The 20249-nt window shown below is 71.1% G+C and carries 20 protein-coding genes and 1 tRNA gene; 9 read left to right on the top strand and 12 right to left on the bottom strand.

Annotation, left to right across the window (positions count from 1 at the left end; translation table 11 throughout):
• Positions 1-87: 87 nt before the first annotated feature.
• The 7 genes from EER30_RS42760 to EER30_RS42730 all read left to right on the top strand — a co-directional run bounded on the left by EER30_RS42760 (position 88) and on the right by EER30_RS42730 (position 4388).
• On the top strand, positions 88-624 hold the full coding sequence (locus EER30_RS42760; protein WP_127507918.1) for a sigma-70 family RNA polymerase sigma factor: 537 nt from the start codon (positions 88-90) through the stop codon (positions 622-624).
• A gap of 76 nt (positions 625-700) precedes the next feature.
• Complete coding sequence (locus EER30_RS42755; RefSeq protein ID WP_127507967.1) at positions 701-1195, top strand: MauE/DoxX family redox-associated membrane protein; 495 nt, start codon at positions 701-703, stop codon at positions 1193-1195.
• Positions 1192-1944 (top strand): DsbA family protein, encoded by a 753-nt coding sequence (locus EER30_RS42750; protein WP_127507916.1) that lies wholly within the window; start codon positions 1192-1194, stop codon positions 1942-1944. The genes EER30_RS42755 and EER30_RS42750 overlap by 4 nt, the downstream gene beginning before the upstream one ends.
• Positions 1941-2933, top strand: a complete 993-nt coding sequence (locus EER30_RS42745) for a hypothetical protein (RefSeq protein ID WP_164842712.1) — start codon at positions 1941-1943, stop codon at positions 2931-2933. The genes EER30_RS42750 and EER30_RS42745 overlap by 4 nt, the downstream gene beginning before the upstream one ends.
• Positions 2934-2975: 42 nt before the next feature.
• Positions 2976-3452: a thioredoxin-dependent thiol peroxidase gene (bcp, locus tag EER30_RS42740; RefSeq protein ID WP_127507914.1), complete on the top strand. Its 477-nt coding sequence runs from the start codon at positions 2976-2978 to the stop codon at positions 3450-3452.
• A gap of 198 nt (positions 3453-3650) precedes the next feature.
• Positions 3651-3734, top strand: a tRNA-Leu gene (locus EER30_RS42735).
• Positions 3735-3866: 132 nt separating this feature from the next.
• Positions 3867-4388 carry a GNAT family N-acetyltransferase gene (locus tag EER30_RS42730; protein ID WP_127507912.1) on the top strand — a complete coding sequence of 174 codons (522 nt, stop codon included), beginning with the start codon at positions 3867-3869 and terminating at the stop codon, positions 4386-4388.
• Between the two features lie 142 nt (positions 4389-4530).
• On the opposite strand, the gene EER30_RS42725 is transcribed toward EER30_RS42730, so the two are convergent.
• The 3 genes from EER30_RS42725 to EER30_RS42715 all read right to left on the bottom strand — a co-directional run bounded on the left by EER30_RS42725 (position 4531) and on the right by EER30_RS42715 (position 6990).
• Positions 4531-5478: an expansin EXLX1 family cellulose-binding protein gene (locus tag EER30_RS42725; RefSeq protein ID WP_127507910.1), complete on the bottom strand. Its 948-nt coding sequence runs from the start codon at positions 5476-5478 to the stop codon at positions 4531-4533.
• Between the two features lie 94 nt (positions 5479-5572).
• Positions 5573-6370, bottom strand: a complete 798-nt coding sequence (locus EER30_RS42720) for an MOSC domain-containing protein (RefSeq protein WP_127507908.1) — start codon at positions 6368-6370, stop codon at positions 5573-5575.
• Between the two features lie 44 nt (positions 6371-6414).
• Positions 6415-6990 carry a DUF2087 domain-containing protein gene (locus EER30_RS42715; protein WP_127507906.1) on the bottom strand — a complete coding sequence of 192 codons (576 nt, stop codon included), beginning with the start codon at positions 6988-6990 and terminating at the stop codon, positions 6415-6417.
• 145 nt (positions 6991-7135) lie between these two features.
• Between EER30_RS42715 and EER30_RS42710 the strand changes: the two genes are divergently transcribed.
• On the top strand, positions 7136-9196 hold the full coding sequence (locus EER30_RS42710; RefSeq protein WP_127507904.1) for a heavy metal translocating P-type ATPase: 2061 nt from the start codon (positions 7136-7138) through the stop codon (positions 9194-9196).
• Here EER30_RS42710 and EER30_RS42705 read toward each other — a convergent pair.
• Complete coding sequence (locus EER30_RS42705; protein ID WP_127507902.1) at positions 9156-9770, bottom strand: pyridoxamine 5'-phosphate oxidase family protein; 615 nt, start codon at positions 9768-9770, stop codon at positions 9156-9158. The genes EER30_RS42710 and EER30_RS42705 overlap by 41 nt on opposite strands.
• A 68-nt stretch (positions 9771-9838) precedes the next feature.
• On the opposite strand from EER30_RS42705, the gene EER30_RS42700 reads away from it, so the two are divergent.
• Complete coding sequence (locus tag EER30_RS42700) at positions 9839-10342, top strand: hypothetical protein (RefSeq protein WP_127507901.1); 504 nt, start codon at positions 9839-9841, stop codon at positions 10340-10342.
• Between the two features lie 36 nt (positions 10343-10378).
• On the opposite strand, the gene EER30_RS42695 is transcribed toward EER30_RS42700, so the two are convergent.
• The 8 genes from EER30_RS42695 to hutU all read right to left on the bottom strand — a co-directional run bounded on the left by EER30_RS42695 (position 10379) and on the right by hutU (position 20241).
• A complete protein-coding gene (locus EER30_RS42695; protein ID WP_127507899.1) occupies positions 10379-11137 on the bottom strand; it encodes a hypothetical protein in 759 nt (252 codons plus the stop codon).
• Positions 11134-11613: an RNA polymerase sigma factor gene (locus EER30_RS42690; protein WP_205650665.1), complete on the bottom strand. Its 480-nt coding sequence runs from the start codon at positions 11611-11613 to the stop codon at positions 11134-11136. Before EER30_RS42690 ends, EER30_RS42695 begins: the two co-directional genes overlap by 4 nt.
• 97 nt (positions 11614-11710) lie before the next feature.
• Positions 11711-13396: a leucine--tRNA ligase gene (locus EER30_RS42685; protein WP_127507897.1), complete on the bottom strand. Its 1686-nt coding sequence runs from the start codon at positions 13394-13396 to the stop codon at positions 11711-11713.
• 24 nt (positions 13397-13420) lie between these two features.
• Positions 13421-14956, bottom strand: a complete 1536-nt coding sequence (gene hutH / locus EER30_RS42680) for a histidine ammonia-lyase (protein ID WP_127507895.1) — start codon at positions 14954-14956, stop codon at positions 13421-13423.
• Entirely contained in the window at positions 14953-16101 is a 1149-nt protein-coding gene (hutI, locus tag EER30_RS42675; RefSeq protein ID WP_127507893.1) for an imidazolonepropionase, read from the bottom strand. Before hutI ends, hutH begins: the two co-directional genes overlap by 4 nt.
• A complete protein-coding gene (locus EER30_RS42670; protein WP_127507891.1) occupies positions 16098-17435 on the bottom strand; it encodes a formimidoylglutamate deiminase in 1338 nt (445 codons plus the stop codon). Before EER30_RS42670 ends, hutI begins: the two co-directional genes overlap by 4 nt.
• Entirely contained in the window at positions 17432-18604 is a 1173-nt protein-coding gene (locus EER30_RS42665) for an allantoate amidohydrolase (protein ID WP_127507889.1), read from the bottom strand. The genes EER30_RS42670 and EER30_RS42665 overlap by 4 nt, the downstream gene beginning before the upstream one ends.
• The gene (hutU, locus tag EER30_RS42660; RefSeq protein ID WP_127507887.1) at positions 18601-20241 is read right to left on the bottom strand and encodes a urocanate hydratase; all 1641 of its coding nucleotides are present in this window, start codon (positions 20239-20241) and stop codon (positions 18601-18603) included. Before hutU ends, EER30_RS42665 begins: the two co-directional genes overlap by 4 nt.
• Positions 20242-20249: the final 8 nt, after the last annotated feature.

Genomic DNA, 20249 nt, shown 5'->3' with positions numbered 1-20249 from the left:
CCGATCTGAAGCCCTACTGACCACAACGGGTAGTCGGCACGCCCGGCTTCAGAGTTCCCACGTCCGCTAGGCGTACCATCTCGGGCCATGGACGGCCAGGACGAAACCACCTCGCTCGCCCTCGCCGCCCGCGCGGGAGACCCGATCGCGCAAGCGGCGTTCGTGCGGGCCACCCAGGCCGAGGTCTGGCGTTTCACGGCCGCGCTGGTCGACCCGGGGGCGGCCGACGACCTCACCCAAGAGACCTACCTGCGCGCCTTCAAGGCACTCGCCGCGTTCGAGGCCCGCTCGACTGCGCGCACCTGGCTGCTCGGCATCGCCCGCCGCACCTGCGCCGACCACCTGCGCGCCGTGGTCCGCCGCCGCCGGCTCGACGCCCGCCTCGCCGCCGAGGCGTGGACCTCGTCGCCCTCCCCCGACCCGGCCCACCGACTGAGCACGGCCGACCTGCTCGACGGTCTGAGCGAGGAACGGCGTACGGCCTTCGTGCTGACCCAGGTGCTGGGGCTCTCGTACGCCGAGGCCGCCGAGGTCGAAGACGTGCCGGTCGGCACGATCCGCTCACGCGTCGCCCGCGCCCGCGACGAGCTCGTGACCGCCGTCTCGCAGTCCAGAGCGGTTTAGTCAGCATTTTCCCAGCGGAACCTCAGCACAATAGAGGGAACCGGCGGGACAGTTGCATCGACTAACGGGCGTGACCATGGACTTGAAGCAGCGGCCTTCGCGGCTCGCGGCAGCCTGGCCCTGGATCTCCACCCTCGCGCGTCTCGGCCTGGCGGCGGTCTTCCTGATCGCCGGCGGGCTCAAGGTGACCGATCTGGCCGCCTCGGCGCGCGCGGTGAACGCGTACGACCTGATGTCCTACGACGCCGCCAAGGTGGTCGGGGCCGTGCAGCCGTTCCTGGAGATCGCATTGGGCCTGTTGTTGCTGATCGGCATAGCGACTCGGCTCAGCGCGGCCATCTCCGCGGTGGTGCTGGTGATCTTCATCGCCGGCATCGTCTCGGCGTGGGCGCGCGGGCTGCAGATCGACTGCGGCTGTTTCAGCAAGGGCGGCGAGCTGACCGGCGGCCGCACCGCGCAGTACGGCCTGGAAATCCTGCGTGACGTGGGGTTCCTCGCACTGGCCGGCATTCTGCTGTGGAAGCCGCGGACGAGGTTCTCGCTCGACAGGGCATTGTTGGGAGACTCATGAGCAAGGGCGACAGAGGCCGCGAACGCGCGGCCGCGCGGCGCATCGTCGAGCAGCAGAAAGCCGCCGATCGCCGCCGGAAGGTGACGATCTGGACCTCGATCGGGGTCGTCATGGTGCTGGTGCTCGCCGGCCTGGTCGGCTTCGGGGTGCTGAGCAACCAGGACAAGGAGACCGACGCGTCGCGGGTGAACACGCCCAGCGTGGCGGTCGACGACGGCACGGCCTTCGCGGTCGGGTCGGGGCCGGTCACGGTCGACATCTACGAAGACTTCATGTGCCCGATCTGCCACGAGTTCGAGAACCAGACCGGCCCGGCGATCGCGCAGCTGGTGACCGACAAGAAGGTCACCGTGCGCTATCACCCGGTGGCCATCCTCGACCGCGCGTCGAACGGCACCCAATATTCGACCAGATCAGCGGGGGCGGCCGCGGCCGCGGCGGTCGACGGCAAGTTCCTCGAATATCACGGCGTGCTCTTCGCCAACCAGCCCGAAGAGGGCAGCGACGGGCTCGACAACGCCAAGCTGATCGAGCTGGGCAAGGGCGTCGGGCTGGGCGACAGCTTCGCCACGGCGGTCAACGACAAGACGTACGACTCGTGGGCCACCAAGGTCACCGAGACGTTCGCGTCCCGCGGCTACAACGGCACGCCGACGATCGTCGTCAACGGCAAGACGGTCACCGGCCCCGGCGGCGGTCTGCCCACCACCGAGATCTTCACGCAGGCGGTCACGGCGGCCGCGGGGTGAGACGGTACGCCCTGATCGTGGCGGTGGCCGGTGCGGTGCTCGCGCCGGCCACGCCCGCGTTCGCCCACGCCGGTGACGTCCCCGACGCCACGGCGTACCGCACGGCGGTGACCACGATCAGCGCGCCCGGCATCGAGGTGCGCACCGTCGAGGCGGGGGCACGGCTCGAGCTGACCAACGACAGCGGCCACGCGATCGAGGTGCTGGGTTACTCGGGCGAGCCCTATCTCGAGGTGCGGCCCGACGGCACCTGGCAGAACGTGAACTCGCCGGCCTCGTACCTGAACGAGACGATCACCGGGGAGACGCCCGTCCCGGCGAGCGCCGACCCGACCGCGCCGCCCGCCTGGCGCAAGATCTCAGAGTCGACGACCGTACGGTGGCACGACCAGCGGACGCACTGGCTGAGCGCTGACCTGCCGCCGCAGGCCGTGGCCGACCCGTCGCGAAGCCATCGCCTGCGCGACTGGGTGGTGCCGTTGCGGGTGCAGACCAGCGCGTTCGAGATCCGGGGCACACTCGACTGGGTGCCACCGCCGCGAGCCTGGCTGTGGTGGGCCGCCGCCGCGCTGGCCGGGCTGGCTGTGACGGCGCTGGCCTACCGGTGGCCCAGATCTGTACGGCCGGTCGCGCTGATCGTCGGCCTGGCCCCCTTGGCGTACGCGTTGATCCGCCTGCTCGACGGCGCGACCCCGCCCCCGGCGCTGATCCTGGCCGGGCTCGTCGGGGTGGCCGCGGCCTACCGGCATCCGCCGTTCTTCCTGGCGCTCGCGGGGGCCGTCGTGGCCCTGTTCGGCGGGTTCAACGAGACGCAGGTCCTCGGCGCGGCCGTCGTGCCCGCGGCCGGGCCGGGCTGGATCTCGCGGACGCTCGTCGCGCTGGCCATCGGCGGCGGTGCCGGGCTGGCCCTGACCGGTGTGCTGCGCATGAGGGCCGCCCTGCCCGCGCGCCCGACCGCCCCGCAGCCTGCCGTCCCGGTCGGGGGTTGAGGTTTTCGGCGGCTTTGCGGGTGTCCGGTCTATCGTTTCGGCATGACTGAACCCGTCCGACTCTCCGCCGGCGATCTCGCGCCCGAATTCAGCCTGCCGACCGACAACGGCGACCGGCTCACGCTCAAGGACCTGCGCGGACGCAAGGTCGTGCTCTACGCCTACCCGGCCGCCATGACTCCCGGCTGCACGACCCAGGCCTGCGACTTCCGCGACTCGCTGGGTTCGCTGCAGGCCGCCGGTTACGAGGTCGTCGGCATCTCGCCCGACTCCCCGGCCAAGCTGGCCAAGTTCCGCGAGCACGACGCGATCACGTTCCCGCTCGTCAGCGACGAGGACAAGAGCGTGCTGACGGCCTACGGGGCGTTCGGTGAGAAGAACAACTACGGCAAGAAGGTGATGGGCGTCATTCGGTCTACCTTCGTGATCGACGAGGACGGCAAGATCGAGCGGGCGCTCTACAACGTCAAGGCCACGGGTCACGTCGCGAAGCTGCGCCGCGACCTCGGCGTCGACTGACCGCTACAGTCGGCGCCGCACCGGCCGATCTTGACGGCAAAGGACCCGGCCGGTCCGCAGACCACGGCGGCTGTCACGCGGCTCGACCCGCGAGGCGGCCGCCGTGCCTTTAAGCGGAGCACGAACTCCGACCAGGTCGGGGTCGCGAGGAACGTCTAGACTCTGCTCAACACGTGCTCGGCCTTCGGGGCGAGCCGGGCGGGAGTGGCGTAATAGGCAGCCGCGCGGGTTTTAGGTGCCCGTGCCCGAAAGGGCGTGGGGGTTCAAGTCCCCCCTTCCGCACTCGAACCACAGGCCCGAGAATCACAGGGCCGCGGATCACAGGGCCGCGGATCACAGGGCCGCGGATCACAGGGCCGCGGATCACAGGGCCGCGGATCACAGGGCCGTGCGCCGGGCGGCCAAAATGGCCGCATGGCTATTGAGTTCGTTGTCGACCCCACGCTGACCGATGAGCTTCGCGCGAGCATCGTCACGCTGTGGGTCGACGTCACCAACGCCGGTGGGGCGGTCGGATTCGTGGCGCCGGTCAACGCCGCAGACGTCACTCCGGTGGCCGAGGCGACGTTCGCCGCGGTGGAGGCGGGCATTGACCGGCTCGTCATCGGGATCGACAGCGGCGACCTGGTCGCGCTGCTGTTCGTGGCCAGCAACCAGTTCGCGTTGAAGGAACATTGGCGCGTGCTCAAACGGGTGATGGTGACCCCCAAGAGCCAGGGCCGGGGGTACGGCGCCGCGCTGATGCGGGAGGCCGAGCGGGTCGGGCGCCGGATGGGGCTGGACGCGTTCCAGGTCACCGTGCGGGGCGGGGCCGGCACCGAGAAGTTCTACGAGAGACTCGGCTATCGCGAGGTGGGCCGCATGCCGGGCGCGCTGCGGGTCGCGCCGGGCGACGACCGCGACGAGATCTACCTGTGGCTGGGCCTGAACGACTGATCGACGGAGCCGGCCGGGCGTGGTGGGGGAGCACGCCCGGCCGGGGCCTGTCAGGAACAGCGGTCCGAGGTCGGCGATCAGCGGAGCCGGGGCCTGTCAGGAACAGCCGTCCGAGGTCGGCGATCAGCGGAGCCGGGGCCAGTCAGGAGCAGCGATCCGGGGTGCCGGCGGCCAGGTCGGCGGTCAGCGGGGCCTCGGCGACCAGCGGGGCCTCGGCGGTCAGCGGGGTCTGCGCCACGGTGGTCGACTCGACGAGCGGGAGGGCGGCTGCCGAGGTGGCGGCGGGCGGCTTGGGCGCGGACTTCGACACCGCGGCGGGCTTGGGCGCGGCCGGTTTCGGCTTCTTGACGGCGGACGGCGGGCGCTTGACCAGCCTGACGCCGGACTTCTGGGTCTTGCCGACGGCGAGCTTGATGCCGGTGAGGGTGGCCGAGTTGCCGTACACATCGGTGATCTTGATCTTGTAGGGACCGCTGCCCGCGCCGCCGGGGACGGTCCAGTAGTTGAAGACCTCGTGGGTGGCCTTGCGGAACCCGCCGCCCTGGCCCGCGATCTGGACCGAGGCGAGCCGGTTGGCGTGGTTGTCGATGAGGACGCTGAGCCAGTACTGCGACGAGCCCTCCTTGACCCGTACGGAAACGGGCCCTGGAACGGCCGCACCGGGCACAGCCTTGTAGGTGATCGGGATGATGCCGGCCGACTGGACGCCGATCTTCTTGAACGCCGTGAGGCTCAGGTCGAGATGACCGGCCGGACACTCAGGACACGAGTCGATGACCTTCACGCGGGTCTTGCCCTTGGGCCCGGTGACATCGATGTACGTGCCGCAGGCCGCGCCCTTGGCATATTCGTTGGACTGGCCGAGGGCCACATAGAGATCGTCGGCGGGTGGGCTCGGGAAGGAGCAGTTGCCGAGCGTGCCCTCCATGAAGAAGTACGTCGCCTTCCCCTTCTTGGCCGTGGTGGACGGCGGGGCAGCACACGCCGAGCCGCTGTTCTGCAGCACGAGGGTGACCCCCAGCACGGCGGCGAGGACAGTGGCGCCGCCCGTGGCGAGCCATCGGGGCGAGAGCAGGCGAGATCCGGTCACGGACAGCGATCCTTCGCGGGTCGCGACCGCGGCGGCAACCTTCCTAAGACAGTCCTAAAGTTGCTTCACTCCATGGCGTCGGCGGGTAGTCCGTTCATCCGACCTCGACCGTGTCCCCCACACGCACCATGCCGGACATGTCGGGAATGAGGGAGATCGCGAAGAGCAGGCGGCTGCCGACGCGGCGCCGGGCTCCGAGCATGCGCAGCGGCTGCCGCCCCGGCTCACCGGTCTCCTGATCGATGGTGGTGACGACGCACCGCGAACACGCCTCGGCCGCCCGGAACGTCACGCCGCCGAGGTGCAGCCGCCGGCCCAGCCACTCGTCCTCGGCCCACGGCCCGGCGCCGCCGACGACCACATTGGGCCGGAAGCGGGTCATCGGCACCGGCCCCTCCCCCGCCTCGGCCAGCCAGTCGTTGAGCGCCGAGAGCGAGGCCTCGTTGGCGAGCAGCACCGGGTAGCCGTCGGCGAAGCTCACCCGGTCGTCCGGCCGGGCGTGGTTCTGCACCGGGCGTCCGGTCGGGTCGGCCTGCCAGACGAGCCGGGCGTCGCGGCCGAGGAACCGGCTGCTCCACTCCTTCTCGGCGACGCGGGCGGGCGCCGGAGGCTTGTGGCGGAAGACGCGCACGATCTCCTCGGGACCGTCGACGGGCTCGTCCACCGAGAGAGACGGCAGGCCCGGAGCGCTCAGTAGCAGGCCGCCGTCGCGGAGTGTGACGGTGAGCTGGGTGAGGCGGCGTTCCTCGCGCTGAGTGAAGGCCACGCCCTCGGCGTCGACCATCGCCCAGCGCCGGTCGCCGGCCAGGCCCCACGGCTCGACCAGGGCGGCGTCGTGCTCGAGGCGGCGGCAACCCTTGACCGGGTACGAGTGCAGGGCCGTGATGCGCATCCCCGAAGCCTTTCACGCCGGCGCGGGGACCGCCCTCGGCCGGATCAGTCGAGACCGATCGCCTCCATGTACCTTTCCGCGTCGCCCGGCGCCGGGAGCGTCTCGGACGTACGCGCGTAGACGCCACGGACCCGGAACATGAGCTGGTGGTCGATCAGGTAGCGGCGCATCGCGACGTGGTCGACGCCGCTGCCCTCGCACCAGCGCTCGAGGATCTCGTTGACCGCCTTCTCGTCGTACGCCGACTGCTCGTCGAACGACGTCTTGACGATGTGGGCCAGCACGGCATGCCGGCGGGTGCGCTTGGACGGCAGGCTCCGCAGCCGGTCGTCGCGCACGAACCGGTCAAGTTCGTCGCCGTCGGCGAGAGCCTCGCGGGCGGGGACGGCTTCCCGCCGCACCAGATCGCGCAGTGCCGGGAAGTCAACCCGGAAGGCGCCGGGCCCGCCCGCCAGCAGTCCGGCCGACTCGAGACGGCTGGTCGCGGCCAGCACGCCGCGAGCGTCCACACCAGACATCGTGCCGATCTGCTCCCGGTCGGTGGCGCCCAGCGCCACTGCCGCCAGCACTCGAAAACGCTGCGGATCCGCCATCACTCTGATCACATCGGTCGCTTCCACGCCGGGATCATAAGCTCAGCGCGACGCCGAGGCGACCCGCTGCCACCACCTGCCGTACTTCACACCACCTGCCGTACTTCACACCACACGGGGTTGAGCTATACCCCCTGGGGGTATATGTTGGCGATAACGGAGGTGGTCACCCATGACAAGCGAGCTTCGGAAGCCGCTCACCGACGAACACCACCACGAGCCGGGCGGGCACGATGGCCACGCCGGGCACGATCCTGAGGTCTTCCGGCGTAAGTTCTGGCTCAGCCTCGTCCTGACCGTTCCGATCGTCGTGACCAGCGACATGGTCATGGAGTGGTTCGGCTACTCGCTCGACTTCCCCGGCATCGCGGGGATCGGGCCCGTTCTGGGCACGATCGTCTTCCTCTACGGCGGGTGGCCGTTCCTGACCGGCGCGCTCGGCGAGATCCGCGGCCGCGCCCCCGGCATGATGCTGCTCATCGCGATGGCGATCACCGTCGCCTACGCGGCTTCGCTCGCCACCAGCGTCGGACTGTTCGAGCTCGACTTCTGGTGGGAACTCGCCGCCCTCGTCACGATCATGCTGCTGGGCCACTGGCAGGAGATGAAGGCGATCGGCCAGGCCCAGGGCGCCCTGTCGGCGCTGGCCGCCCTGCTCCCCGACGAGGCCGAGCTGATCAGTCCCGGCGGCTCGACCGAATCCGTGCCCGTGTCGAAACTCCGGGTCGGCGACCGCGTGCTCGTCCGCTCGGGCGGTCGCGTCCCCGCCGACGGCCGCGTCGTCGAGGGCTCGGCCGAGGTCGACGAGTCGATGATCACCGGAGAGTCACGACCGGTTTCCCGTACGACCGGGGACCGCGTCGTCGCCGGCACGGTGGCCACGGACTCGGCCGTACGCGTCGAGGTCACCGCCGTCGGTGAGGACACGGCCCTGGCCGGCATCGGCCGCCTGGTCGCGCAGGCCCAGGCTTCGAGCGGCCGCGCCCAGGTGCTGGCCGACCGTTTCGCCGCCTGGCTGTTCTACGTGGCCGCCGGCGCCGGGCTGATCACCTTCGTGACGTGGTGGGCGCTGGGCGACCTCGACCAGTCCGTCGTACGAACCGTGACTGTGCTCGTCATCGCCTGCCCGCACGCCCTCGGCCTGGCCATCCCCCTGGTGATCGCGCTGTCGACGGCCCTGTCGGCCCGCGCCGGCATCCTCGTCAAGGACAGGCTCGCCCTGGAGCGGATGCGGACGGTGAACGCGATCCTGTTCGACAAGACCGGCACCCTGACCAAGGGTGCGCACACGGTGACGGGCGTCGCCGCCACGGCCGGTCACACCGACGACGAGGTGCTGCGCATCGCCGCCGCCGTCGAGAGCGACAGCGAGCACCCCCTGGCCCGCGCCCTGGTGACTGTGGCCCGCGAGCGAGGCCTGACCGCCTCGGCGACCGGTTTCCGCTCGCTGACCGGCCGCGGTGTGCAGGCCGTGGTCGACGGCACGCCGTACGCCGTGGGTGGCCCTGCCCTGCTTCGCGAACTGAACGTCGAGGCGCCCGCCTCGGACACGCCCTTCCGCGCCGACCTGGCCGAGCCCGCGGCCGAGTGGTCCCGGCGCGGCGCCGCCGTGCTGCATCTCGTGCGGCTCGACGGCGACCGTCCCGAGGTGATCGGTGCCTTCGCGCTGGAGGACGAGATCCGCCCCGAGGCCCGCCAGGCGATCGACGAGCTGCGTCGCCAGGGCATCGAGAAGCTGGTGCTGATCACCGGCGACGCCCGCCCGGTCGCCGAGGCGGTCGCCGCCGACCTGGGCCTCGACGAGGTCTTCGCCGAGGTGCTGCCGGCCGACAAGGACAAGGCCGTCGCCGACCTGCAGTCCCGCGGGCTGACCGTGGCGATGGTCGGTGACGGCGTGAACGATGCTCCCGCGCTGGCCCGCGCCGACGTGGGCCTGGCGATCGGCGCGGGCACCGACGTGGCGATCGAGTCGGCCGGCGTGGTGCTGGCCTCCTCCGACCCGCGAGCTGTCACCGGAGTGATCCGCCTGTCGCGGGCCTCCTACCGCAAGATGATCCAGAACCTGGCCTGGGCCGCCGGCTACAACGTCATCGCGATCCCGCTGGCCGCCGGTGTTCTGGCCTGGACCGGCTTCACCCTCAGCCCGGCCGTCGGCGCGATCATGATGAGCGCCTCGACCATCGTCGTGGCCCTCAACGCCCAGCTTCTGCGTCGAGTGCGGCTGGCGCCATAGGCGGCAACGGCAGCGGCAACCCCGGGAGGCCGTCGATGCTGGTCGCCACGTGGTCCTTCTTCTCGAAGTAGGCCGACAGCGACTCGTCGTCCTCCCGGGCGAACCGCTTGCCGTGCAGGTCACGGTCGCCCTCGTAGGCCATGAACGGCACCGCGTAGCCGCAGGTGTCGCGAACCAGTTCGGCCCGCACCACGATGATCGCCCGCAGCCCGTGCGCCGCCGTGTCGATCGTGGGGAAATGCGCGAGCAGCGAGGCCCAGCGCGGATCGTCGCGGAAGACCGGTTCGCCGCGCCCGTGGACCCGTACGATGTTGGGCGGTCCTTGAAAGGCACACCACATGAGCGTGATCCGGCCGTTCTCGCGCAGGTGAGCCACGGTTTCGGCGTTGCTGCCGGCGAAGTCCAAATAGGCCACTGTGTTCTCGTCGAGCACCGCGAACGAGCCGGTCAGCCCTTTCGGCGAGAGGTTGATCGTGCCGTCCCCGGAAAGCGGCGAGGTGGCCGTGAAGAACATCGGCTGTGCCTCGATGAACTCCCGCAGCCGCCCCGAGATGCCCTCGTATGTCTTTCCCATGCCGGGATTCTCGCCCGCGACCGCCGGTGAGCGACACGCAATTCCCGCCTGTTGCTACCTTGTGCCGCATGCGTGGAACGGCGCTGGTCGCGCTGGGAACCGTCCTGGCCCTCGGCGGTTGTGCCGGTGGTGAGGATTTCGGGGAGCGGCCGAGCGAGAAGAGATCCCGGGCCGCGGTCGAGGCCGAGATGCTCGGGCAGGTGCGGTCCGTCACCGACCTCACCGGGAGCACCCTGACGGACCTGCGGGTCGAGACGCCGGCCTGTGACATCGCGTCGCCGGGGCGGCTGTGGGCGATGATCGTCCGGGGGAAGCTCTCCGTGCCCCGTGATCAGCAGGCGGCCGCGCTGCGTGCTGTGCGTGACCAGTGGGATCGGGAGAACCGCGAGTTCGGCGACCGGCGCATCGCCCCCGACGGCTCGCTGCCCGATGGCGAGACCGGTCATCTGCAGGCGGGGTTCGGTTCCGGCAACGCCTCGGTGATCGGCGGCGCCGAACAGGACCATCTCGACGTCATCGTCAGTTCGAGCTGCTACGACGCGGTGAAGGGCGAGAACCCGGCCCGAGGCTGACGGGGCGCCGAAGCGCCCCGTCCCGGTGGAGAAGCGTTACGGCAGCTCGGAAGGCTTGTGGGTGGTCGTGCCCTGGGCCGTGTGCACGATCACCGTGTAGTTGTCGGTGGCGTCGCCGCCCTCGGAGCCGGGCCACCAGGCGCCCCACCAGCCGCCGCGGACGCTGGCCTGGAAGGTGCGGCCCTTGTCGGTGCGCACCTCGACGGCGGTCACGTCGGGGGCGGCCAGCCCGACGACGTTGGACCACATGTCGTCGCCGTCACCCGAGGAGCTCGACGTCTCGAGGTTCACGCCGGCGGCCGGCAGCTTGACCGGGGTGCCGTCGGTCAGGCCCATCGAGGCGAACATCTCCTTGCCGACGAGCAGGCATTCGACGAGGTTCCCGTTGGCCTTGCGCAGGATCATCATGGTGGCTTCGCCACGCTGCTCGGCGAGGATCACGTCGGAGGGGCTCACTTTCGTCGAGGCGCCGCCCATCACGTCGCCCGCGCCGCACACGTTGGCCTGGGGCATTACCTGGTCGCCGGTGCGGGCCGACGGCGCGGCGGTCCACGAGGCGACCGCCTTCTCGGCCGCGCCGGGCACGAGCGCGGGGATGGCGACGGCGCCGACCACGCCGGCCGCGACCGTGGCGAGACCGACGGTCATCCAGCGACGGCGGGGGGCGGTGCTGGTGGCGACGGATCCGGCCATGGTGCGCTCCACGAAGTTCTCGGATCGGGCCCACTGCGCGGCAGTCGGCTCGGTGTTACGGGCGGGGTCGAGGCGGGCGAGGTCGTTCATGATGTCGTTCACGACTGCTCCTGAAGCCTGAGAACCGGCGGTGAAAGGGGTTCGAGGGCGGCCTGCAACCGCTGGCGGGCGCGGGTGAGGCGCATGGCGAAGGTCGAGCGGCGGCAGCCGAGGACGGTCGCGGCCTGCTCGGCGGTGAGACCGTCGAAGGCGACCAGGGCCAGCACCTCACGGTCGGCCGCGGAGAGGGTCTGCCAGGCGCGCTGCAGGTCGACGCGGGCGGCCGGGTCGTCGGACGCCTGGGGTGTCTCGACGGCGGCCAGGCGTACGTCGAGGGCCTGTCGCCGCAGCCAGCCGCGGGTCTGATTAGCCATCGTCCTGCGGGCCACGGCGAACAGCCACGGGCGAGCATCTGAAGGCAGGTCGGTGAAGCGCCGCCAGGCCGTGAGATAGACCGTGGAGACGATGTCCTCGGCCTCGTGCGGCGGGACCCGGCGTTCGACGAAGCGCAGCAGGTCGGCGAATGTGGCTCTGTGCAAGGCACGGAACCGTTCTTCCGGCGGCCCGTTCATCTGGTTCATAACCCCTACCTGTCCGGCTCCCCGAAGATTGCCACATCCCGAACTGTGACGACGCTCACGGCGAATCGGTCGCGGGCCAGCCGGCGTCGGCGATGCCCGGTTCATGGCCGAGCCGTTCCCACATCTCCTCGGCCGTGTAGGGCGTGAACAGCGACAGCACCACGGCCAGCGCCTCGACGGCCTCGCGGGTGGCGGGGTCGGCGGCCCGTCCGTCGGCGACGGCTTTGCGGGCCGCGTTGGCCAGCTCCATCGCGCGGGCCACCACCACGTTGAGGCGACGGCGCTCCATGAGGTCGGTGATCTGGCCGAGCAGGCGACTGGTCGTACGCCGCAGCTCAGGGTCCGGATCGCCGGCGGGCGGGGGCAGGTCGGCCAGGCGCAGGGCGCGGCTCAGGAAACGCACCGAACCGGCCGGCGACATGTCGGCCCAGTCGATGTCGTCGGACGGCGGACCGGCGAACACGATGCTCAGCCGCACGGCATCGACACCGTACGTGTCGATCTGTTCACCGAGATGCACCATATTGCCCTTGGACTTGCTCATCGCGGCGCCGTTCAGCACGACCTGACCCTGCGTCAGCAGCCGCCGGAACGGCTCGCCGAAGTCGATCAGCCCCAGGTCACGCAGCGCCTTCGTGAAGAACCGGGCATAGAGCAGGTGCAGCACGGCGTGTTCGGAGCCGCCGATGTATTGGTCGACCGGCATCCATCGCCGCACCTCCTCAGGATCAAACGGCCCTTCCTCGTACGAGGGTGAGCAGTATCGGAGGAAGTACCAGGAGGAATCGACGAACGTGTCGAGGGTGTCGGTGTCCCGTCGGGCCGGGCGCCCGCAGCGGGGGCAGGCGACCTCGACCCAGTCCCGGGCGGCGGCCAGCGGCGAGACGCCTTTCGGGGCCAGGTCGGCGCCGCGCAGGTCGGGCAGGGTCACGGGCAACTGATCGTCGGGAACCGGAACGACGCCGCACTCTCCACCGTGCGCGATCGGGATCGGGCAGCCCCAATACCGTTGCCGCGAGACCAGCCAGTCGCGCAGCCGGTAGGTGACGCCGCGACCCTCGTCCCCCTCCGATCGGCCGATCCAGTTGCGCTGCATCGTGAGGACCGAGGACGGCCAGTGACCCTCAAGCTCGTTCATGTCGTCCAGCAGCCGGTCGGCGTACGCGGTGATCTTGATGAACCACTGGGTCAGGTGACGCTGGACGACCTCGCTGCCGCAGCGCTCGCATCGGCCGCCGACGACCTGCTCGTTCGCGAGCACCGTCTGGTCGGCGGGACACCAGTTGACCGGGGCGAGCCGGCGCTCGGCCAGCCCGGCCGACAGCAGACGCAGGAACAGCCATTGCGTCCAGCGGTAGTAGGACGGATCGCTGGTGTGCAGCCGGGCCCGCCAGTCGACCGACGTCGCGAACCGCCGGAACGACTCGGCCTGCGTCTCGATGTTCATCAAGGTCCACTCGGCCGGGTGGAGACCGCGTTTGATCGCCGCGTTCTCGGCCGGCAGCCCGAACGAGTCCCACCCGATCGGATGCAGCACGTCGTAGCCTCGATGCCGCCAGTAGCGGGCGATCGCGTCGCCGAACGCGTACGCCTCGGCGTGACCCATGTGCAGATCACCCGAGGGGTACGCGAACATGTCGACGACTGTGCGGCGTTCCCCGCCCCGGCGGCCGGCCGCGAAAAGGTCGAGCGACTCCCAGACCGGCTGCCATCTGCGTTGCAGTGCCTCGAAGTCGCTCATGGGCGCGACCCTAATCGGCGACGCTCATTGAAGCTGCCCGATTTCCCGCTCGATGGCCGTCCGCAGCTCGCGGCCCGCGACGACGGCCCGCACGTCCTCGAGCACCGGGGCGAGGAACAGGTCGGGTCCGGGGCGGCCGGCGGACGGTTCCACGGCGGCGATGGCCGCGCGGCCGGCCGGTGACGGGGTCAGTGGCGCACGCAACTGCAGGCCGCGGACGGCCGAGAGCAGTTCGACGGCGAGCAGGCTGGTCAGGTTGTCCAGGACCGTACGCAGCTTCTTGGTGGCGGCCCAGCCCATCGAGACGTGGTCCTCCTGCATGCCGCTGGTGGGCAGCGAGTCGACCGAGGCCGGGGCGGCCAGGCGGCGGTTCTCGGCGACGATGCCGGCCGCCGTGTACTGGGCGATCATCAGGCCCGAGTTGACGCCCGCGTCCGGCGACAGGAACGGCGGCAGCTCGCGGCTTCGCGTGACGTCGAGCAGCCGGTCGACCCGGCGTTCGGCGATCGCGCCCACCTCGGCGGCCGCGATGGCGAGGAAGTCGGCGGCGAAGCCGAGCGGCGCGCCGTGGAAATTGCCGGTCGACTCGACCCGGCCGTCGGGCAGCACGACCGGGTTGTCCACGACGGACACCAGTTCGCGGCCGGCGGTGACCCGCACGAAGTCGAGCGTGTCGCGGGCCGCGCCGGCCACCTGCGGGGCGCAGCGCATCGAATAGGCGTCCTGCACGGCGTGGGCCAGGTCGTCGCGGTGCGAGTCCATGACCTCGGAATCCTGCAGCAGCCGCAGGATGTTGGCGGCCGACGCCGACTGGCCCGGGTGCGGGCGGATCTCGTGCAGCTCGGGCAGGAACGGCCGCTCCGAGCCGAGCATCGCCTCGATCGCCAGAGCGGCGGTCACGTCGGCCATCGCGAACAGGTGGGCGGCGTCGTCGATCGCCAGCAGCAGCATGCCGAGCATGCCGTCGGTGCCGTTGATCAGGGCCAGGCCCTCCTTGGCGGCCAGCTCGAGCGGCTGCAGCCCGGCGTTGTGCAGGGCCTCGGCGGCGGAGTGCCGGGCGCCGTCCTTGCCGATCACCCAGCCCTCGCCGAGCAGCACCATCGCGCAGTGGGCCAGCGGGGCCAGGTCGCCCGAGGCGCCCAGCGAGCCGTGCTCGGGCACCCACGGCGTGATGTCGTGGTTGAGCAGGTCGGCCAGGCCCTGCGCGAGGACCGGGCGCACGCCGGAGCGGCCCAGCGCGAGCGAGCGCAGCCGCAGCAGCATCATGGCCCGCACGACCTCGCGCGGCATGGGCGCGCCGATCCCGGCCGCGTGCGAGCGGATCAGCGCGTGCTGCAGCTCGGCGCGGCGTTCGGGGGCGATGGACGTGTTGGCCAGGGCACCGAAGCCGGTCGACACCCCGTACACGGGCTTGCCGGAAGCTTCGATGTTGTCGACGATCGCCCGGCTCGTGGCCATGGCGGTGACGGTGTCGGGGGCGATCTCGACGCGGGCGTTACCGCGCGCGACCGCGATCACCTCGGCGGGGGTGACGCCGGTGGGCTGAACTGTGACGATCATCGTGGTTCTCCGCTTATGACGGTATTGATCAGGGGAACGCCGGGCCGGTAGGCCAGGTGAATGTGGGACGGCGCGTCGAGCACCGTCAGGTCGGCGCGGGCGCCGGGGCGCAGCACGCCGATGTCGTCGCGGCGCAGGGCCTTCGCACCGCCGGCGGTCGCGGCGTGCACGGCCTCGGCCGGGGTCATCCGCATGTCACGGACGGCAAGCGCGATACAGAAAGGCATCGAGGACGTGTACGACGACCCGGGGTTGCAGTCGGTGGCCAGGGCGACCGTGACACCGGCGTCGATCAGGCGGCGCGCGTCCGGATAGGGCGAGCGGGTCGAGAACTCGGCGCCGGGCAGCAGCGTCGCGACCGTCCGCGAGCCGGCCAGGGCCGTGACGTCGGCGTCGCTGAGGTGGGTGCAGTGGTCGGCGCTGGCCGCGTCGAGCTCTACCGCGAGCCGCACGCCGGGCCCCTCGACGAGCTGGTTCGCGTGCACCCGCAGGTCAAGGCCCTTCGCTTTACCGGCTTTCAGGATCGCGCGCGTCTGCTCCTCGTCGAACGCGCCGCGGTCGCAGAAGACGTCGACCCATTTCGCGTACGGGGCACAGGCGTCCAGCATCGGGCCGCGAACCAGATCGACGTAGTCGTCGGGGTCGTGCCCGGCCGGGACCACGTGCGCGCCGAGGAACGTCGTCTCGCCGCTGAGCTCGCGGGCGATCCGCAGCGACCGGGCCTCGTCGTCGACGCTCAGCCCGTACCCGCTCTTGATCTCGATCGTGGTCGTGCCCTGGCGGCGGGCCTCGTCGACCAGGCGCCGGGCGTTGCGGCGCAGGTTGTCGTCGCTCGCCGCCCGGGTTTTCGCGACCGTCGTGCGGATGCCACCACCCGTGTACGGCTCCCCGGCCATCCGCGCCGCGAACTCGGGCGCCCGGTCCCCGGCGAAGATCAGATGCGCGTGGCTGTCGACGAAGCCCGGCAGCACGGCTCCGCCCCGCGCGTCGATCCTGGTGTCGGCCGCCGGTGCCTGCGCGTTCGGCCCGATCCAGGCGATGTGGTCGCCCTCGATCACCAGGGCGACGTCGTGGCGCAGCCCGAGCAGGCCGTCGCCGTCGTCGTTGGTGACGAGCTCGCCGATGTTGTCGATCACCGTGCTCATGCGGTCACCGCCGCGATCGACTCGGTGAGGGCCCGGGGTACGTCGATCGTCGTGTGCCGCCCGTCCTCGACGATCAGGCGGCCGTCGGCGATCACGTGGGTGACGTCGGCCGCGGTGGCCGCGAGGACCGCCTGGGCCGGGTCAGCTCCCGCCGTGCGGACGCTGTCGAGCCTGACGCAGACCAGGTCGGCCCGCTGGCCGACCGCGATCTCGCCGGCGTCGAACCAGCCGATCGCGCTGTGGTTCGTGGCCGCCGCGATCAACCGGGCCGGACTGAACCGGCCGCGCTGCTCACTGGCCAGCCGGTCGTTCATCTCGAGGCCGCGCAGTTCTTCGAGGGGGTCGATCACGGCGTGGCTGTCGCTGCCCAGGCTGAGGATCGCGCCCGCGTCGGCCAGTCGTCGCGCCGGTCCGATGCCGTCGGCCAGGTCGCGTTCCGTGGTCGGGCAGAAGCACACGTGGTGACCGCCGAGGATCTCGATGTCGCGGTCGGTGAGGTGGGTGGCATGCACGGCGGCGGTGTTCTCCCGCCACACGCCGTGCCGTTCCAGGAGTTCCGCGGGCGTGCAGCCGTACGCCTGAAGGGTCTGCTCGTTCTCGGCCCGCTGCTCGGAGAGGTGGACGTGCACCGGCAGGCCGGCCGTGCGGTCGGCGAACGTGGTCATCGCCCCGGCCGGGACCGCGCGTACCGAGTGCAGCGCCGCCCCGATCTTCGTGTGCGCCCGCGAGCGCAGCCCGGCCACCCGGTCGGACCAGCCGTCGAGGTCGCCGTCGCCGAAGCGGCGCTGCACCCCCTCGAGCGGCTTGCCGTCCACGGTGGACGTCAGGTAGAGCGTGTCGAGCAGCGTGATCCGGATGCCGGCCTCGGCGGCGGCCTCGATGAGCGCGTGACCCATCGCGTTCGGATCGGCGTAGGGCACGCCGTCGGGGCCGTGGTGCAGGTAGTGGAACTCGCCGACCGCGGTGATCCCGGCCAGGGCCATCTCGGCGAAGACCGCCCGCGCCAGCTCCCGGTAGCTGTCGGGGTCGAGGCGCCCGGCGACGTCGTACATCAGGTCACGCCACGTCCAGAAACTGCCGCCACCGTCGTGGGTGCGCCCCCGCAGCGCGCGGTGGAACGCGTGCGAGTGCGCGTTGGCGAACCCGGGCAGCACCAGGCCGGGCAGGATCGTCGTTCCGGCCGGCGTCCCGCCGGACAATTCCAACTTATTCAGCGAATCATGTCGTCGGTGATCGACTTCGACCGCGGTGATCACGCCGTCGGCCACGTCGATACGGACGTTTCGGGCGAGGTGGCCGCTCGTCCAGGCGTACTCGGCGAGATAGGACGTCATGTGAGGTCGACCAGGACCCTGGCCAGGGCGGCGATGCCGGCCACGCAGTCGGCCTCGTCGGCGTGCTCGGCCGGGGAGTGCGAGACGCCGGTCGGGTTACGCACGAAAAGCATCGCCGTCGGCACGTGGGTCGACAGGACGCCCGCGTCGTGCCCGGCGCCGGTCGGCAGCACCGGAACGCCACCGAGCAGGTCGGCGATGCGCTCGGCCAGGGACTTCTCGAACGTCACCTCGGCGCTGAACGACTCGGACGTCACCGCCACCTCGACGCCGTCGCGACCGGCCCGGTCGTGGGCCCGCTTCACCACGGCTTCGACCAGGTTGTCCAACGTGGACGTCTCGGCCGCCCGCGCGTCGAGCCAGCCCCGCACCAGCGACGGGATCGCGTTCGTGGCGTTCGGCTCGACCTCGACCCGAGCCATCGTCGCGTGCGCCCCCGACAGCCGGGCCTCCTTGTTCGCGGCCAGCACGGTGTAGGCGAACGTCAGCATCGGGTCGCGCCGGTCGTCCATGCGGGTCGTCCCCGCGTGGTCGCCGTGCCCGGTGAAGTCGAACCGCCAGCGGCCGTGCGGCCAGATCGCGCTGGCCACCCCGACGGGCACGTCCAGCACGCGTCCCTGTTCGATGTGCAGTTCGACGAGTGCGCCGATGCGGCTGGTCAGACCGGGCAGCCGGCCGGCCGGCGTACCCCCGAGGGCCTCGCCGTACGTGATGCCCTCACGGTCCTTGAGCGCTGCGGCCTGCTCCGGCTCGATGGCCCCGGACAAAAGACGAGACCCCAGGCACGGTACGCCGAATCGACCGCCCTCCTCCTCGACGAAGGCGACGACCGCGATCGGACGGCGCGGCACGTGACCGCGTCGGCGCAGCTCGTCGACGGCGAGGAAGCCACTGACGATGCCGAGCGGCCCGTCGTAGCCGCCGCCGTGCGGCACCGAGTCGAAGTGCGAGCCGGTGAGCACCGCGTCCTGGCCCCACTGGTCGCCCCACCAGGCGAACAGGTTGCCGTTGCCGTCGTCGGTGACCGCCATGTCACGGCGCGCGGCCTGGTTGCGGAACCAGTCGCGCAGCACCAGCTCCGGTTCCTCGAACGAGTACCGGATGTAGCCGTTGGCCACGCGACCGATCGGTGCGATCGCGGACCACAGCTCCGAGAAGGTGGCGCTCACTGGTTCTCCCGCTTCATCGGAATGTGCACACCCGCCGCCGCCTCGGACTCGTAGCCCGCATCGACATGGCGGATGACGCCCGTACCCGGGTCGTTGGTCAACACCCGCTCGATCTTCTGCCCCGCGAGGGGAGTGCCGTCGGCGACGCAGACCTGGCCCGCGTGGATCGAGCGGCCGATGCCCACCCCGCCGCCGTGGTGGATCGACACCCAGCTCGCCCCGCTGGCCGTGTTGAGCAGCGCGTTCAGCAGCGGCCAGTCGGCAATCGCGTCGGAGCCGTCGAGCATCGACTCGGTCTCGCGATAGGGCGAGGCCACCGAACCGGAGTCGAGATGGTCACGGCCGATCACCAGCGGCGCCTTCAGCTCGCCACTCGCGACCATGTCGTTGAACCGTACGCCGGCCTTGTCGCGCTCGCCGTAGCCCAGCCAGCAGATGCGCGCGGGCAGCCCCTGGAACGCGACGCGCTCCTCGGCCATCTTGATCCAGCGGGCCAGCGACTCGTTCTCGGGGAAAAGGTCGAGCACCGCCTTGTCGGTCGCGGCGATGTCGGCCGGGTCGCCCGAGAGCGCGGCCCACCGGAACGGACCCTTGCCCTCGGCGAACAGAGGCCTGATGTACGCCGGGACGAAGCCGGGGAACGCGAAGGCGCGCTCGTAGCCCGCCAGTTTCGCCTCGCCGCGGATCGAGTTGCCGTAGTCGAACACCTCGGCGCCCGCGTCCTGGAAGCCGACCATCGCGGCGACCTGCTTGGCCATGCTGCCGCGGGCCCGGTCGGTGAACTCCTCGGGCTTGGTGCGGGCATATTCGGCGGCGTCCTCGAGCTCGACGCCGACCGGCACGTACGACAGCGGATCGTGGGCGCTGGTCTGGTCGGTGACGATGTCGACCTCGACGCCGCGGGTGAGGATCTCGCCGAAGACCAGGGCGGCGTTGCCGACGACCCCGATCGAGACGGCCCGCTTCTCCCTCTTGGCCTGCTCGGCCCGGGCCAGCGCGTCGTCGAGGTCATCGGCGATCTCGTCGAGGTAGCGGGTCTCGACACGGCGGCGCAGACGGCTCGGGTCGACGTCGACGATCAGGCAGACGCCGCCGTTCATGGTCACGGCCAGCGGCTGGGCGCCACCCATGCCGCCGCAGCCACCGGTGAGGGTCAGCGTGCCGGCGAGGGTGCCGTTGAACCGCTTGGCGGCGACCGCGGCGAACGTCTCGTACGTGCCCTGGAGGATGCCCTGCGTGCCGATGTAGATCCACGAACCGGCGGTCATCTGGCCGTACATGGTCAGGCCGAGGTTCTCGAGGCGGCGGAACTCGGGCCAGGTCGCCCAGTCGCCGACCAGGTTCGAGTTCGCGATCAGCACCCGGGGAGCCCACTCATGCGTACGGAAGACCCCGACCGGCCGCCCCGACTGCACCAGCAGGGTCTCGTCGCCGGCCAGCTCGTCGAGCTCGCGCACGATCGCGTGGAACGACGGCCAGTCGCGTGCGGCCCGCCCGGTGCCGCCGTAGACCACCAGGTCTTCGGGGCGCTCGGCCACGTCCGGGTCGAGGTTGTTCATCAACATCCGCTTGGCGGCCTCCTGCGGCCAGCCCTTAGCGGTGTACGCCGCGCCGCGTGGCGCCCGGATCTCCGACATCGTCGCCC

The sequence above is a fragment of the Actinoplanes solisilvae genome (assembly GCF_003999975.1).
In the GTDB taxonomy this organism is placed as follows: Bacteria; Actinomycetota; Actinomycetes; order Mycobacteriales; family Micromonosporaceae; genus Actinoplanes; species Actinoplanes solisilvae.
The sequence above is the reverse complement of the archived record's forward strand: the minus strand, read 5'-3'. Positions and strand labels throughout refer to the sequence as shown.

What these genes read in the sequence shown, in the direction of transcription:
- EER30_RS42760 (WP_127507918.1), top strand. Translation starts at nt 88, where the DNA reads ATGGACGGCCAGGACGAAACCACCTCGCTCGCCCTCGCCGCCCGCGCG.
- EER30_RS42755 (WP_127507967.1), top strand. Translation starts at nt 701, where the DNA reads ATGGACTTGAAGCAGCGGCCTTCGCGGCTCGCGGCAGCCTGGCCCTGG.
- EER30_RS42750 (WP_127507916.1), top strand. Translation starts at nt 1,192, where the DNA reads ATGAGCAAGGGCGACAGAGGCCGCGAACGCGCGGCCGCGCGGCGCATC.
- bcp (WP_127507914.1), top strand. Translation starts at nt 2,976, where the DNA reads ATGACTGAACCCGTCCGACTCTCCGCCGGCGATCTCGCGCCCGAATTC.
- EER30_RS42730 (WP_127507912.1), top strand. Translation starts at nt 3,867, where the DNA reads ATGGCTATTGAGTTCGTTGTCGACCCCACGCTGACCGATGAGCTTCGC.
- EER30_RS42720 (WP_127507908.1), bottom strand. Translation starts at nt 6,370, where the DNA reads ATGCGCATCACGGCCCTGCACTCGTACCCGGTCAAGGGTTGCCGCCGC.
- EER30_RS42710 (WP_127507904.1), top strand. Translation starts at nt 7,136, where the DNA reads ATGACAAGCGAGCTTCGGAAGCCGCTCACCGACGAACACCACCACGAG.
- EER30_RS42705 (WP_127507902.1), bottom strand. Translation starts at nt 9,770, where the DNA reads ATGGGAAAGACATACGAGGGCATCTCGGGGCGGCTGCGGGAGTTCATC.
- EER30_RS42700 (WP_127507901.1), top strand. Translation starts at nt 9,839, where the DNA reads ATGCGTGGAACGGCGCTGGTCGCGCTGGGAACCGTCCTGGCCCTCGGC.
- EER30_RS42685 (WP_127507897.1), bottom strand. Translation starts at nt 13,396, where the DNA reads ATGAGCGACTTCGAGGCACTGCAACGCAGATGGCAGCCGGTCTGGGAG.
- hutH (WP_127507895.1), bottom strand. Translation starts at nt 14,956, where the DNA reads ATGATCGTCACAGTTCAGCCCACCGGCGTCACCCCCGCCGAGGTGATC.
- hutI (WP_127507893.1), bottom strand. Translation starts at nt 16,101, where the DNA reads ATGAGCACGGTGATCGACAACATCGGCGAGCTCGTCACCAACGACGAC.
- EER30_RS42670 (WP_127507891.1), bottom strand. Translation starts at nt 17,435, where the DNA reads ATGACGTCCTATCTCGCCGAGTACGCCTGGACGAGCGGCCACCTCGCC.
- hutU (WP_127507887.1), bottom strand. Translation starts at nt 20,241, where the DNA reads ATGTCGGAGATCCGGGCGCCACGCGGCGCGGCGTACACCGCTAAGGGC.